Consider the following 13,590-nt stretch of genomic DNA (forward strand, 5'->3'; position numbering starts at 1 on the left):
GCGGGGACGGAACGCCGGTGCCATCGAGGCGGGACACGCGAAAGAGGGAGCGGATGACGGCGCAGCGAAGACGGACAGCCGTGGTGGGCAGCGGGGTGGCCGGACTGACCGCCGCCTACGTCCTGCGCAACGCTCACGACGTGACGCTGTTCGAGGCGGACGACCGGATCGGCGGGCACGCGCACACCCATGAACTCGCCGCGTCCGACGGGCGCATACACCGCGTCGACTCGGGGTTCATCGTCCACAACCGACGCACGTACCCGTACCTGCTGCGGCTCTTCGACGAACTCGGGGTGCGCACCCAGGAGTCGGAGATGAGCATGTCCGTGCGGTGCGACGGCTGCGGCCTGGAGTACGCGGGTGCCCGCGGCGTCACCGGACTCCTCGCTCAGCCGAGATCCGCACGGAACGGCCCGTATCTGCGGATGCTCGCCGAGATAGCGCGCTTCCACCGGGCCGCCCGTCGTCTTCTCGACCGCGGTGAACGGGCCGGAGGAGCGCTGACACTCGGTGGGTTCGCGGCCCGTGGCCGCTTCTCGCCCTACTTCACCGCACATTTCCTGACCCCCGTGGTCTCCGCCGTCTGGTCCTGCGACCCGAAGACCGCGACGCGCTTCCCGGCCCGCTACGTCTTCCGGTTCCTCGCTCACCACGGAATGCTCTCGATCGGCGGATCCCCGGTGTGGCGGACCGTCACCGGCGGGTCGGGCGCCTATGTCGAGCGGATCGCCGAGCACCTCGCAGCCGTCCGCACGGCCACCCCGGTCCGGTCCGTGCGCCGTGATTCCGACGGCGTCGAGATCGTCACCGGGGACGACACCGCCGAGCGGTTCGACGCGGTCGTCATCGCCACCCATCCCGACCAGGCGCTGCGGCTGCTCGCCGATCCCACGGACGAGGAACGCAGCACTCTCGGCGCCTTCCGCTACTCCCGCAACGCGACCCTGCTGCACTCCGACACCGGGCTGCTGCCCCGGTCCCGCGGAGCCCGCGCCTCCTGGAACTACCTGATGCCGTCGTGCGCCGCGGCCCCCGAGCACGTGACCGTCAGCTACGACATGAACCGGCTCCAGCGGCTCGACGCCCCCGAGACCTTCGTCGTCACCCTGAACGGCGCCGACCGGATCGACCCCGGCCTGATCCGTGCCCGCATGGTCTACGAACACCCCGTCCACACCCCGGAGTCGGTGGCCGCGCAGGCCCGGCTGCCCGCCCTGTCCGGACCGGTCACCGCCTACGCGGGGGCGTACCACGGCTGGGGCTTCCATGAGGACGGCTGTCGTTCGGGAGCGGTGGCGGCCCGCGCACTGGGGGTCATCTGGTGAAGGCCCTCTACCCCTGCACGATCACGCATGTGCGGACCGCTCCCCGCAGATACGCGCTGCGGCACCGCACCTACCTGTGGCTGATCGACCCCGAAGCGCCACCCGTCCTGCCCGCGCCCCTGCGGTGCCTGGCCCGATTCGACCCGCGCGACCACTTCGGCGGCAGTGCCCCGACGATCCGGGCGGGCCTCGACCGCTTCCTGGCCGCCCAGGGGATCGATCTCGCCGATGCCACCGTGCGGATGCTCACCCAGGCCCGGGTCCTCGGCCATGTCTTCAACCCGCTGACCGTCTACTGGTGTCACCGCGCGGACGGCACCCGGCTGTGCACCGTCGCGGAGGTGCACAACACCTACGGCGAACGTCACTGCTACCTGCTGCGCCCGGACGCGTCCGGGCGGACCGCCGTCCGCAAGGACTTCTACGTCTCACCGTTCTTCCCCGTCGACGGCGGCTACCGGATGCGACTCCCCGAACCCGGTGAGCGTCTCGAACTGACCGTGCATCTGGAACGTGCCGGTACCCGCCCGTTCACCGCGACCGTGCGAGGCCGGCGCACCGAGGCGACCCCGGGCGCACTGCTCCGTCTGGCGCTTCGCCACCCCTGGCCGACAGCCGCGGTCTCGCTGGCCATCCGGATGCACGGCATCCGGCTCCGACTCCGCGGTCTGCCCGTTCAGCCGCGTCCCCACCACCGCACCCAGGAAGGTATGCAGTGACCGTCTTCCCGTTCCCTTCCCGACGGCCTGTGCGGGGCGCCGTCGGAGTCGATCCCGCGCACCGGTCCGACAGCGTCCGGCCGCCCCTCGCCTCCCCTGTCCGTACCGCGATCGCCGAACGGGTCGTGCGTCACGCGTTGCAGCGACTGCCGCTGCGCGTCGTACTCGCCGGGGCCGAGCACCTCGGCCGCGGCGGCCCCGTGATGGAGATCCACGCCCCCTCCCTCTTCTTCCGCCGCATCGGGGCGAGCGGACTGATCGGCTTCGGCGAGTCGTACATGGCGGGCGAGTGGGACGCACCGGACCCGGTCGGCGTCCTGACCGTGTTCGCCGAACACGTGGCGACCCTGATCCCCATACCGCTGCAACAGCTGCGCGGGCTCTGGGCACCGCGCAGGCCGGCCCGGCAGTTGGGCACTCCCCGGGGTGCGCGCGCCAACATCAGCCACCACTACGACCTGTCGAACGACCTCTTCGCGCTCTTTCTCGACCGGACCCTCAGCTACTCCTCAGCGATCTTCCGCGGATTCCCGGCCGAATGGGACCTGTTGCCCGCCGCCCAGCACCGCAAGATCGACCGGCTGCTCGATCTCGCCGCCGTCGGCGCCGGCACCGAACTCCTGGAGATCGGCACGGGCTGGGGCGAGCTGGCGATCCGGGCCGCCGCGCGCGGCGCCCGCGTGGTGTCCGTGACGCTCTCCGAGGAACAGCGGGACCTGGCCTGCCTGCGGATCCGGTGTGCCGGCCTTCAGGACAGGATCGAGGTGCGGCTCTGCGACTACCGGCAGATCGACGGCCAGTACGACGCCGTGGTCAGCGTCGAGATGATCGAGGCGGTCGGCGAGGCGTTCTGGCCGGTCTACTTCCGCACCCTGGAGCGGCTCCTCGCCCCCGGGGGCAGAATCGCCCTCCAGGCGATCACCATGCCGGACGACCGGATGCGCGCCGGCCGCGACACGTTCACCTGGATCCAGAAGTACATCTTCCCCGGCGGCCAGTTGCCGTCCGTCGAGGCGCTCGAACAGGTCACCGCCGCACACTCCGCACTGCGCATCGACCGCTGCGACAGTTTCGGCACCCACTACGCCGAGACGCTGCGGCTCTGGCGGGAACGGTTCACCGAACAGGCGGCGAACGTGGACGCCCTCGGCTTCGACGCCGCCTTCCGCCGTATGTGGACCTTCTACCTGTCCTACTCCGAGGCGGGATTCCGCTCCGGTTACCTCAACGTGCGCCAACTCCTGCTGACACGTCAGGAGACACGGTGATGGCGGGCACCGGCCCGGCCGCGCCCGGGGCGGCACAGCAGTCGGTACCCGGGACGCGGGACGTCCGCCGCGGCCGGTCCGCGGACGGGAAGCGGGCATGAACGGGTTCGCATGGGCCGCGTTCGCGCAGGGGCTCGCCCCGTGTGCGATCGCCGCGGCGGCGGTGATGCTCGCCGCCTTCGCCGTCGGCCTGCGCACGGGCGTGCACCGTGGCGTCGATGTGGCGTGGGGCCTCGGATTCACCGCCGTCGCACTCGTCTCGTACATCGTGTCGGCGGGTGAGGGCGACGGCGCACGACGGCTTCTGGTGTCCGCGCTCACGGCCGTGTGGGGGCTGAGGTTGGCCCGGCACATCGCCCGTCGCAGCCGGGGGCACGGTGAGGACCCGCGTTATGCGGCGATGCTCGCCAAGGCCCCCGGGAACCCCGCCCTGTACGCGCTGCGAAAGGTCTACCTGCTCCAGGGCGCGCTCGTGTGGCTCGTCTCGCTGCCCGTTCAGGCGGCGCATTACGTGACCGGAGCGGTCGGCGGACCGGCCTGGGCGGGTACGGCGCTGTGGGCGGGCGGATTCTGTTGCGAAGCGCTCGGCGACCGGCAGCTGGCCCGGTTCAAGGCCGATCCGGCGAACCGCGGACGGATCATGGACCGCGGGCTCTGGGCCTGGACGCGGCATCCGAACTACTTCGGGGACTTCTGCGTCTGGTGGGGGTTGTTCCTGATCGTCTGCGACGCTCCGCCCGCGGCGGCGGCGGTGGTCGTGTCCCCGCTGCTGATGAGTTTCCTGCTGATCGGCGGGAGCGGAAAGGCCCTGCTGGAACGTCACATGGCCGAGCGGCCGGGCTTTGCCGAGTACGTTGCCCGGACCAGTGGGTTCGTCCCGCTGCCGCCTCGGCGGACATGAGCCCGCTGCCGCCTCGGCGGACATGAGCCCGCTGCCGCCCCGCCGGACGTGAGCCCGCTGCCGCCCCGCCGGACACGGGAACGAACGGCCCGGGTGGCGCTGCGGGGACCGTTCCTCCGACGGCAGGGCGTGGCGGGGCGTTGTCAGTCCAGGCCGCGCGCCTGCGCGAACCGGGCCCGTGCTTCCGCCAGGTCGACCAGGGGGAGGGGGTAGTCGATGGCGTCCCGGCGCGGCCCGGTCAGCTTCCACGGTTCGTGGATCTCGCGGTCCGCCAGTTCTCCGAGCTCCGGCACCCAGCGGCGCACGTAGGCACCGCGCGGATCGAACCGCTTGCCCTGGACCACCGGGTTCAGAACCCGGTTGGGACGGGTGTCGGTGCCGGTACCCGCCACCCACTGCCAGTTGAGCTGATTGTTCGCCAGGTCGCCGTCGACCAGCAGATCCAGGAAGTGCCGGGCACCCACCCGCCAGTCGATGTACAGCGTCTTGGTGAGGAAGCTCGCCACCAGCATGCGCCCCCGGTTGTGCATCCAGCCCTCGTGCGCCAGCTGCCGCATCGCCGCGTCGACCACCGGATAGCCGGTCAGCCCCGTGCGCCAGGCCTCGGCCTCGTCCTCGTCGGACCGCCACCGGTCCTGCCGCGGGCGGTAGTCCTCCCAGGCGCAGTCCGGCCGGGCGGCGAGCACCTGGTGATGGAAGTCCCGCCACGCCAGCTGCCGTACGAACGCCTCGGCGCCCGGACCTCCCCGCTGCCGTGCCCGGTGGACGACCTCGGCCGCCGAGAGGCAGCCGAAATGGAGATACGGGGAGAGCCTGGAGGTCGCGTCACCGGCCAGATCGTCGTGACCGCTCGCGTAGTCGGCCAGAGGGCCGCGCAGCCAGGACGACAGCAGCCGGCGTCCGGTGGTCTCGCCGCCCCCGGCGAGTCCGGGGGAGATGCCGGTCACCTCCGCCCGGTCGGGCAGCGGCCCGGATCCCACGTCGTGCGGCAGCCGAACCTGGCGTGGGGCGGCCAGGGTGCCCCGTACCCCCGTCTCCTCCCAGCGGCGGAAGTACGGCGTGAACACCGCGAAGTGGTCACGGCCTGCCGGGACGACCCGGCCCGGCGGGAGCGCCGTCACCACGGCGTCATGCACGTGCAGGGTGCAACCGACGGCTGCCAGAGCCGTGCGCAACCGCTCCTCGCGGTGCGTCGCGTACCCGCTCACCCCGCCCGCGACGTGCAGGCTGTGCGCGCCGGTCTCCGCGACCAGGGCGCGGACGCCGGACACGGCGTCCGCATCACGGACGATCAGCCGGCCGCCGCGGCGGTGCAGCTGTGCGTCGAGATCGGCCAGGCAGTCGGCGAGGAACGCCCGCCGGTTGGGCGCGTCGAATCCGGTCCGGCCGATGCCCGCGTCCCGTACGAAGAGAGGGACGACCCGGTCCGCGTCGTGCACCGCGGCGTGCAGCACGGGATTGTCGTGCACGCGTAGATCCGACGTGAACAGTGCCACCGAGACGGTCATGGTCGAGAACCTCTCATGCTGTGCGCGGGACGGTGGATCGAGTGGAGGTCAGGCCGTGGGGAGGGCCAGCAGAGCCAGCGGGGCGGAGGTCGGACGAGCCGATCCGCCGGCCGGTTCGACGGTGATGCCTATCCCGGAGGCGCCGTCCACGCGGCCGTCCAGCAGCGTCGCGTACTGCGGTGTCGAGGTGCCCGCCGCCTTCATGAGGCCCGCGGAACGCATGGTGCCGTCGTCGTCGAACCACAACTGGTACACCTTGCCGATGGGTGGCTTCCGCATGCCCGAGACCAGGAAGACGGCGCGGTCCTCCTTCTCGGAGACGACCACGGTGCCCTTCGCGCCGCCCCCGAGCGCGCGGGACGCGGACCGGGCGTCCGGTGCCGCCAGGACCTGGACCAACCGCTCGTTCCGCCGCTGCTCCGCGCGGGCGTCCTGGTGGGCGGTGCGGGCCTCCTGGTTCTGCCACACGGCGATCCCGCCCAGGCCGGCGGCGGCCACCAGGCACGCGGCCAGGGCGAACCTCGGCCACCGGGCAGCCCGGCCCGCGGCGCCCGCGGCGCGTGACGGCCGAGCCTTCGACGGCGACTCCTGCCGTACGGCCGTGATCTCCCGCAGAACGCGTTCGCGCAGTCCGGGCGGCGGGACGGCGGCCGTCGCGAGCCCGAGCCGGGTGGCGGTCTCGGACAGCTCGCGCACCTCCACGGTGCACGCCTCGCAGTCGCCGAGGTGCCGTTCGAACGCGTCGCTCTCGGCGTCCGCGAGTGCGTGCAGGGCGTACGCCCCCGTCAGCGTGTGCAGTTCGGCGTCGCTCATGCGCCCACCCCGAGGCAGTCGCGCAGCCGGATCAGGCCGTCGCGCAGTCGTGTCTTGATCGTTCCCAGCGGAACGGAGAGCAGTTCCGACACCTCGCGATGGGTCAGCCCCTGGTAGTAGGCGAGGGTGACGGACTGCCGTTGCAGTTCGGAGAGCGTCCGCATGCAGCGGCGGACCTGTTCGCGCTCCAGCCGGCTCTCGACCTGCTCGGTGACCTCGTCGAAGGCGGGCGTACGGTCGAGCAGGGCCGCTCTGTGGTCGCGGGCCGCCGCCGCCTCGGCCGAGCGCACCCGGTCGACCGCTCGGCGATGGGCCAGCGTCAGCACCCAGTTCATCGCGCTGCCGCGGGCGGCGCGGAACCGCGGGGCCGTCCGCCACACCTCGACGAGCACCTCCTGCGCGACCTCCTCCGACTGTGCGGGATCGCGCAGCACGCTCCGCACCAGTCCGAGGACGGGTCCGCTGACCGCGTCGTACACCTGGGCGAAGGCGTCCTGGTCGCCCCGCGCGACCATCCCCAGCAACTCCTGGAGATCCGGTCGTGCCGACGGCGCTCCGCCGATGTACACGGCTTCTTTCACGCGGGCTTCCTCCCTGGTCGCGCATCGACTTCCCACGGTGATTCGGAGCCGGCGACAGCACGGTTTGGTCATTCCGTGAGATCCTTCCACCCCTTTTGCGATACATCGTGGTTGGCGCGTACGAGTCAGCGACCGCCGGGGTCTCGAACCCCGAACCGGACGCGCCGTGAAGGCGGGCCGGGCGATCGAGGTGCGGCACACCCGGTACAGCCCGGCGCTCTTCACGCGGATCGGCTCGGCATGCCCCGGGTGCTCGGCGATCCGAGCACTCCTCCTCGTTCATGGTGCCGGGCCGGATGCCGGGCCGGATGCGGCACGTCGCCGACTTCAACCCCGTCAACTGGCCGATCGTGGCCGGCCGTTCGGCGCTGAGCCCGGAGCCGGACCACTGGCTGGTGGTCAGTCGCGGGGGAGCCCTGCCGGTCCTCGCGGTGGCGGCGGTACGGCTGTCGACCCGTACGTTCCGCTCGTATCAGAAGTCCGTCCGACCTGAGGGCCGTGCACCTCCGGGGGACGCGCACGCCGGGTACGCGTATGCCCCGGTCCGGGACCGGGGCATACGCGGACGAGCCGGTGTCACGCCGTCGCGCTCTCCTGCTCGCGCTCCACCTGTGCGTTCCACTCGCGCTTGACCGAACGCCAGGTGTCGTCGTTCTGGCCGAGCCGCCAGTAGCCGGAGACGGACAGCTGGGCGAGCGGGATTCCGCGATCCAGGCGCAGATGGCGGCGGATTTCCTTCACGAAGCCCGCCTCGCCGTGGACGAACGCCTGGACGTCACCGGGCGGGAACTCCAGCTCCGTCACGGCGGCGATCAGTGCTTCGCCGACCGGGCGTTCCCCGCGGTGCAGCCATGTCACCCCGACGCCGTCGGGCGTCGCGATCTTCTGCTCCTCCGAGGCGTCGGCCACCTCGATGAACGCATGCACCACCGCACCCGCCGGCATCTGCTCCAGGGCCGCGGCGATGGCGGGCAGAGCGCTCTCGTCGCCCGCCAGGAGGTGCCAGTCGGCCGAGGCGTCCGGGCCGTAGCCCCCGCCGGGACCGAGGAAGGTCACCTGGTCCCCCGGGGCCGCCCGCAGCGCCCACGGCCCGGCAAGACCCTCGTCGCCGTGCACCACGAAGTCGATCGCCAGCTCCCGGGCGACCGGATCCCAGGAGCGCACCGTGTAGGTGCGGGTGGTGGGCCACAGCTCCCGCGGCAGTTCCTCGCGGATGCGGGCCATGTCGAACGGGTGCGGGTAGTCCGCGCCCTCGGGGGCGAAGCAGAGCTTGAGGTAGTGGTCGGTGAATCCCGAGAGCCCGAACTCGGCCAGGCCCTCACCGCCGAGCACCACGCGCACCATGTGCGGGGTGATCCGCTCGGTGCGCAGAACGTGAGCCCCCTGCGCCGTGGGTGCCTGCCGTGCGGGCCGTTCTGCCACGAGATTCTCCCTGCTCGAATTGCTTAGGCTTACCTAAGTTAACACCTCAGTCGCCGAGTGTGGAAAGCAGGCGCTGGAGGGCGCCGCCCAGTCCCCACCGCTTCGCCAGCGCTTCGAGGGCGGCCGGATCGCGCGGTTCGACGGGCAGCGCGGGGTCGAAATCGGGCAGCGGTACGTCACCGGCGACGCGGACCACCGCCGGCGCGACGGCCACGTAGTCGCGGGCCCCGTCGAGCCGTTTGCGCTGCGAGGGGGTCAGTCCGGCGGCCGGGTCGTCCACCGCCGCCATGATTCCGGCCAGATCGCCGAAGGCGTCCAGCAGTTTCGCCGCCGTCTTCTCGCCGATGCCGGGAACGCCCGGGAGCCCGTCGCTCGGGTCGCCGCGCAGCAGGGCCAGATCGGCATAGCCGGAGCCGCCCACCCCGTACTTCTCCCGCAGCCAGGTCTCGTCGGTCATCTGGAGGGAGCCGACCCCCTTCAGCGGGTAGAGCACGCGCACCCCGCGGGCGTCGTCGACCAGCTGATAGAGGTCCCGGTCACCGGTGACGATGTCCACGGGGCCGGTCGCCAGAGCGGTGAGCGTGCCGATCACGTCGTCCGCCTCGTACTCCGGGACGCCGACCCGGGCGATGCCGAGCGCGTCGAGGACGTCCTCGATGACCGGCACCTGCGGGGCCAGGGTGTCGGGGGTCTCCTCCTCGTCCGGCAGCCCTTCGGCGGTCTCCACGGCCACGCGGTGCGCCTTGTACGAAGGGATCAGCTCGACCCGCCAGTGCGGCCGCCAGTCCGCGTCCATGCAGGCGACCAGGTCGTCCGGCCGGTGGTCCTGCACCAGGCGCGCGATGAAGTCGAGCAGCCCGCGCACGGCGTTGACCGGTGTTCCGTCCGGGGCGCGCACCGAATCGGGAACCCCGAAGTAGGCGCGGTAGTAGAGAGAGGCAGTGTCGAGGAGCATCAGGCGTCGCGTCACACCCCGATGATGCCGCACCCCGCCGACACCGGCCGCCGGGACGCCGAGGCGGCCGAGCGGCCCGGCCGCGGCCGTTCGAATGTGACCTGGCTCACTCTTGTGTTTGGCTTGTTCGAGCCCGGGCAGGCGCGCAGCCGGAGCGGAACACGTTGCGGTTTGCACCGAGACGCGTGTCATACGGACCGAATCCGTGCTGCTCCACGGTCTGCCGGAGGGGGTGGCAGACCGTTTTTCGGTTCAATCCGCGAGGTGTATGTGTCAAGGCTGCAAGCTGACCACTTGTACAAAGTGTTTGGCAGACGACCCGATCAAGCCGTGCAGAAGCTCGAAGGCGGCATCGACCGCGACGAACTGCGCGCCGACGGAACGACCGCAGCGGTGATCGACGCCTCGTTCACCGTCGAACCGGGCCAGATCTTCGTCGTGATGGGTCTGTCCGGGTCCGGAAAGTCCACCCTGTTGCGCATGCTCAACGGACTTCTGGAGCCCACAGCCGGCCGCGTGCTGTTCGACGACCAGGACCTGACCGCCCTGAGCCCCGCGGAACTGCGCCACGTCAGGTCCTCCAAGATCAGCATGGTGTTCCAGCACTTCGCGCTCTTCCCTCACCGAAGCGTGCTGGAGAACGCCGGGTACGGTCTCGAAGTGCAGGGTGTGCCGCGCGCCGAGCGCGAGAAGCGTGCCGCGGAGGCGCTGGAGCTGACCGGACTCGCCGGCTGGGAGAAGTCCTGGCCCGACGAGCTGTCCGGCGGCATGCAGCAGCGCGTCGGCCTGGCACGCGCCCTGGCCACCGACGCCGACCTGCTGCTGATGGACGAGTCCTTCAGCGCACTCGACCCGCTGATCCGCCGGGACATGCAGGACCAGCTGCTCGAACTGCAGAAGCGCCTGAAGAAGACCATCGTCTTCATCACCCACGACCTCAACGAGGCCATGCGCCTCGGCGACCGCATCGCCGTGATGCGTGACGGGCGGATCGTCCAGCTCGGCACCGCCGAGGACATCCTCGTCACCCCGGCCAACGACTACGTCGCCTCCTTCACCCAGGACGTCGACCGCACCCGGGTCCTGACCGCGGGCGCCATCATGGCCGAGCCGCACACCGTCATGGGCACCAGGACGGACGACGGCAGGGAACTGCGGACCGCCGACGACGTCATCGACGCCGCCCCGGCCACCGTCACCGAGTCCACGCCGATCATCGAGCTCTTCACGCCCTGTTCGCAGAGCGGAGTCGCGGTCGCCGTGACCGACGCCAAGGGCAAGCTCGTCGGTGTCGTACCGCGCGCCCGGCTGCTCGCCGTTCTCGGAGAGCCGATGAGGCCCGTCGAGCCCCCGCAGGACGTCAGCCCCGCAGCGGCCGGTCCGAAGAAGGTGGCCAATGTTTAGGCTTCATCTCGGCGACTGGGTCGACTCCGCGGTCGACTGGCTCCAGACCCACCTGTCCTGGCTGTTCGACGCGATCAGCTCGATCGTCAGCGGCATGTTCGACGGCATAGCCGCCGTGCTCTCCGCCCCCGCACCCCTGCTCTTCGCGGGCATCGTCGCCGTCATCGCCTGGTGGCTGCGCGGCCTGTTCGCGGGCCTGCTCGCCTTCGTCGGCTTCGCCCTCATCGACTCCGTCGAGCTGTGGGACGAAGCGATGGACACCGTCACCCTGGTGCTCGTCGCCACCATCATCGCGCTGGTGCTGTCCGTACCGCTGGGCATCTGGGCGTCCCGCTCCCGGACCGTCAGCGCGGTGACCCGGCCGGTCCTCGACTTCATGCAGACCATGCCCGCCATGGTCTATCTGATCCCCGGCGTCATCTTCTTCGGCGTCGGCGTGGTCCCCGGCATCATCGCCACCATCATCTTCTCGCTGCCCCCGGGCGTCCGGATGACCGAGCTCGGCATCCGCCAGGTCGACGGCGAGCTCGTCGAGGCGGCCGAGGCGTTCGGCACCACCCGGCGCAACACGCTGCTCAGGGTGCAACTGCCCCTCGCGCTGCCCACGATCATGGCGGGCATCAACCAGGTGATCATGCTGGGCCTGTCCATGGTGGTCATCGCCGGCATGGTCGGTGGCGGCGGCCTCGGCGGCGCCGTCTACCGCGCCATCGGCAACGTCGACGTCGGCCTCGGCTTCGAGGCGGGCATCTCCATCGTCATCGTGGCGATGTACCTGGACCGGATGACCAGCGCGCTCGGCCGCGAGGTCTCCCCGCTCGCCCGCCGCGCGCTGGCCAAGGCGCAGGCGCTGGCCGGCGGACTGAAGATCTGGAACCACCGCCCGCAGCCCGTCGTCGCGGTCGTCGGCGTCGTCGTCCTCGCGCTCGCCGCGGGCGGCATGGGTCTCTTCGGCTCCTCCCCGTCGGACAAGGCCACCGCGTCCGACGCCACGGACATCGGCGCCGGCAAGAAGATCAGCATGGGCTACATCCCGTGGGACGAGGGCATCGCCTCCACCTTCCTGTGGAAGGAGATGCTGGAGCAGCGCGGCTTCCAGGTCGACGTCAAGCAGTACGAGGCCGGTGCGCTCTACACCGGCATGGCCAACGGCCAGATCGACTTCGAGACCGACTCCTGGCTGCCGGTCACCCACGCCAGCTACTGGAAGAAGTACCAGGACCGCCTGGAGGACATGGGCTCCTGGTTCGGCCCCACCTCGCTGGAGCTGGCCGTCCCGTCGTACGTGAAGGACGTCCAGTCGCTGGACGACCTCAAGGGCAAGTCCTCGCAGTTCAAGGGCCGGATCGTCGGTATCGAGCCGAGCGCCGGTGAGATGGGCCTGCTCAAGGACAAGATCCTGCCCGGCTACGGCCTGGACAAGGAGTACAAGGTCGTCGACGGCTCGACGCCGTCGATGCTGGCCGAGCTGAAGCGCGCGTACGCCAAGAAGGAACCGATCGTCGTCCCGCTCTGGTCGCCGCACTGGGCGTACAACCAGTTCGAACTGACCAAGCTCAAGGACCCCAAGAACCTCTGGGGCAAGGGCGACGGCATCCACACCCTGGCCCGCAAGGGCTTCTCGGCCGACAACCCCGAGGTCGGCACCTGGCTCAAGAACTTCTCGATGACCGAGGACCAGCTCACCAGCCTTGAGGCGGAGATCCAGAAGGCCGGCTCGGGCAAGGAGCAGGAGGCCGTCCGCACCTGGCTGAAGGCCAACCCGGGCGTCGCGGACAAGTGGACCCCCGTCGCCAAGGACCAGGTGTCCAAGAGCGCGAACGGCAAGGACGAGCGCGACCGGACCGTCGAGATGGCCTGGTTCCCCTGGGAGGAGGACATCGCCGCCACGTACCTGTGGAAGGCGGTCCTGGAGGAGCGCGGCTACAAGATCAACCTCAAGCAGTTCGAGGTCGGTCCGATGTACACCGCGATGTCCCGAGGCCAGATCGATGTGCAGTTCGACGGCTGGCTGCCGTACACCCAGAAGAACTACTGGAACAAGTACGGTTCGCAGCTGACCGACATCGGTTCGTGGTACGGCCCGACGTCGATCGAGGTCGCGGTGCCCTCGTACGTGAAGGACGTCAAGACCCTCGCCGACCTGAAGGGCAAGTCCTCGCAGTTCAAGGGCCGGATCGTCGGTATCGAGCCGGGCACCGCCACGATGGAGAACCTCAAGAAGAACGTGCTGCCGACGTACGGCCTGGACAAGGAGTACAAGGTCGTCGACTCCTCGACGCCCGGCATGCTCGCCGAGCTGAAGCGCGCGTACGCCAAGAAGGAGCCCATCGCGGTCGTGCTGTGGACTCCGCACTGGGCGTACAGCGAGTTCGACATGACCAAGCTGCAGGATCCCGAGAAGGCCTTCGGTGACGGTGACCGGCTGCACACCATCGCCAGCAAGGACTTCCCGAAGCAGTACCCGCAGCTGACGAAGTGGTTCAAGGATTTCAAGCTGAGCGAGGACCAGCTCGCCGGCCTGGAGAACCAGATCCAGAAGCGCGGCACGGGACACGAGGAAGAGGCTGTGCGAGCCTGGATGGAGACAAACCCGGGCATCGTGGACAAGATGGCTCCACAGTAGGGCTCTGAACAGGGCTTTCGCAGAGGAAGGGGTGGGCGCCGCCGTCGGCGGGCCCGCCCCTTCCG

At 70.5% G+C, this 13,590-nt stretch carries 11 protein-coding genes and 1 pseudogene; 7 read left to right on the top strand and 5 right to left on the bottom strand.

Going from position 1 to position 13,590, the window contains the following annotated elements:
- The first annotated feature begins 53 nt into the window (after positions 1-53).
- The 4 genes from ACFVUT_RS04315 (at position 54) to ACFVUT_RS04330 (ending at position 4,216) form a co-directional block, all read left to right on the top strand.
- Entirely contained in the window at positions 54-1,328 is a 1,275-nt protein-coding gene (locus ACFVUT_RS04315) for an NAD(P)/FAD-dependent oxidoreductase (RefSeq protein ID WP_389646953.1), read from the top strand.
- The gene (locus tag ACFVUT_RS04320; protein ID WP_389646956.1) at positions 1,325-2,047 is read left to right on the top strand and encodes a DUF1365 domain-containing protein; all 723 of its coding nucleotides are present in this window, start codon (positions 1,325-1,327) and stop codon (positions 2,045-2,047) included. Before ACFVUT_RS04315 ends, ACFVUT_RS04320 begins: the two co-directional genes overlap by 4 nt.
- A gap of 29 nt (positions 2,048-2,076) precedes the next feature.
- On the top strand, positions 2,077-3,315 hold the full coding sequence (locus tag ACFVUT_RS04325) for a class I SAM-dependent methyltransferase (protein WP_389647703.1): 1,239 nt from the start codon (positions 2,077-2,079) through the stop codon (positions 3,313-3,315).
- Positions 3,316-3,412: 97 nt separating this feature from the next.
- Positions 3,413-4,216, top strand: a complete 804-nt coding sequence (locus ACFVUT_RS04330) for a DUF1295 domain-containing protein (RefSeq protein ID WP_389646959.1) — start codon at positions 3,413-3,415, stop codon at positions 4,214-4,216.
- A gap of 143 nt (positions 4,217-4,359) precedes the next feature.
- Here the strand turns inward: ACFVUT_RS04330 and ACFVUT_RS04335 are convergent, their stop codons facing one another.
- The 3 genes from ACFVUT_RS04335 to ACFVUT_RS04345 are packed head-to-tail and all read right to left on the bottom strand — an operon-like array spanning position 4,360 to position 7,118.
- Positions 4,360-5,724, bottom strand: a complete 1,365-nt coding sequence (locus ACFVUT_RS04335; RefSeq protein WP_389646961.1) for a cryptochrome/photolyase family protein — start codon at positions 5,722-5,724, stop codon at positions 4,360-4,362.
- A 48-nt stretch (positions 5,725-5,772) separates the two neighbouring features.
- The gene (locus tag ACFVUT_RS04340; RefSeq protein ID WP_389646964.1) at positions 5,773-6,537 is read right to left on the bottom strand and encodes an anti-sigma factor domain-containing protein; all 765 of its coding nucleotides are present in this window, start codon (positions 6,535-6,537) and stop codon (positions 5,773-5,775) included.
- Positions 6,534-7,118 carry a sigma-70 family RNA polymerase sigma factor gene (locus tag ACFVUT_RS04345; protein WP_389646967.1) on the bottom strand — a complete coding sequence of 195 codons (585 nt, stop codon included), beginning with the start codon at positions 7,116-7,118 and terminating at the stop codon, positions 6,534-6,536. The genes ACFVUT_RS04340 and ACFVUT_RS04345 overlap by 4 nt, the downstream gene beginning before the upstream one ends.
- Before the next feature lie 269 nt (positions 7,119-7,387).
- Here ACFVUT_RS04345 and ACFVUT_RS04350 point away from each other — a divergent pair.
- Positions 7,388-7,603, top strand: a pseudogene (locus ACFVUT_RS04350) (ABC transporter permease); the annotation flags it as partial.
- 91 nt (positions 7,604-7,694) lie between these two features.
- Here the strand turns inward: ACFVUT_RS04350 and ACFVUT_RS04355 are convergent.
- Positions 7,695-8,540 (bottom strand): siderophore-interacting protein, encoded by an 846-nt coding sequence (locus ACFVUT_RS04355; protein ID WP_389646969.1) that lies wholly within the window; start codon positions 8,538-8,540, stop codon positions 7,695-7,697.
- A 46-nt stretch (positions 8,541-8,586) separates the two neighbouring features.
- Complete coding sequence (locus ACFVUT_RS04360) at positions 8,587-9,495, bottom strand: 5'-3' exonuclease H3TH domain-containing protein (protein ID WP_389647706.1); 909 nt, start codon at positions 9,493-9,495, stop codon at positions 8,587-8,589.
- A gap of 330 nt (positions 9,496-9,825) precedes the next feature.
- On the opposite strand from ACFVUT_RS04360, the gene ACFVUT_RS04365 reads away from it, so the two are divergent.
- Both ACFVUT_RS04365 and ACFVUT_RS04370 read left to right on the top strand, forming a co-directional pair.
- Positions 9,826-10,899, top strand: a complete 1,074-nt coding sequence (locus ACFVUT_RS04365) for a glycine betaine/L-proline ABC transporter ATP-binding protein (protein WP_389646972.1) — start codon at positions 9,826-9,828, stop codon at positions 10,897-10,899.
- A complete protein-coding gene (locus tag ACFVUT_RS04370; protein WP_389646976.1) occupies positions 10,892-13,525 on the top strand; it encodes an ABC transporter permease/substrate binding protein in 2,634 nt (877 codons plus the stop codon). The genes ACFVUT_RS04365 and ACFVUT_RS04370 overlap by 8 nt, the downstream gene beginning before the upstream one ends.
- Positions 13,526-13,590: the final 65 nt, after the last annotated feature.

Source organism: Streptomyces sp. NPDC058051 (genome assembly GCF_042885475.1).
Classification (GTDB): Bacteria; Actinomycetota; Actinomycetes; order Streptomycetales; family Streptomycetaceae; genus Streptomyces.

Excerpts from the sequence above, each read along its gene's own strand:
- ACFVUT_RS04315 (WP_389646953.1), top strand. The coding sequence starts at position 54 with ATGACGGCGCAGCGAAGACGGACAGCCGTGGTGGGCAGCGGGGTGGCC.
- ACFVUT_RS04335 (WP_389646961.1), bottom strand. The coding sequence starts at position 5,724 with ATGACCGTCTCGGTGGCACTGTTCACGTCGGATCTACGCGTGCACGAC.
- ACFVUT_RS04360 (WP_389647706.1), bottom strand. The coding sequence starts at position 9,495 with ATGCTCCTCGACACTGCCTCTCTCTACTACCGCGCCTACTTCGGGGTT.
- ACFVUT_RS04340 (WP_389646964.1), bottom strand. The coding sequence starts at position 6,537 with ATGAGCGACGCCGAACTGCACACGCTGACGGGGGCGTACGCCCTGCAC.
- ACFVUT_RS04330 (WP_389646959.1), top strand. The coding sequence starts at position 3,413 with ATGAACGGGTTCGCATGGGCCGCGTTCGCGCAGGGGCTCGCCCCGTGT.
- ACFVUT_RS04370 (WP_389646976.1), top strand. The coding sequence starts at position 10,892 with ATGTTTAGGCTTCATCTCGGCGACTGGGTCGACTCCGCGGTCGACTGG.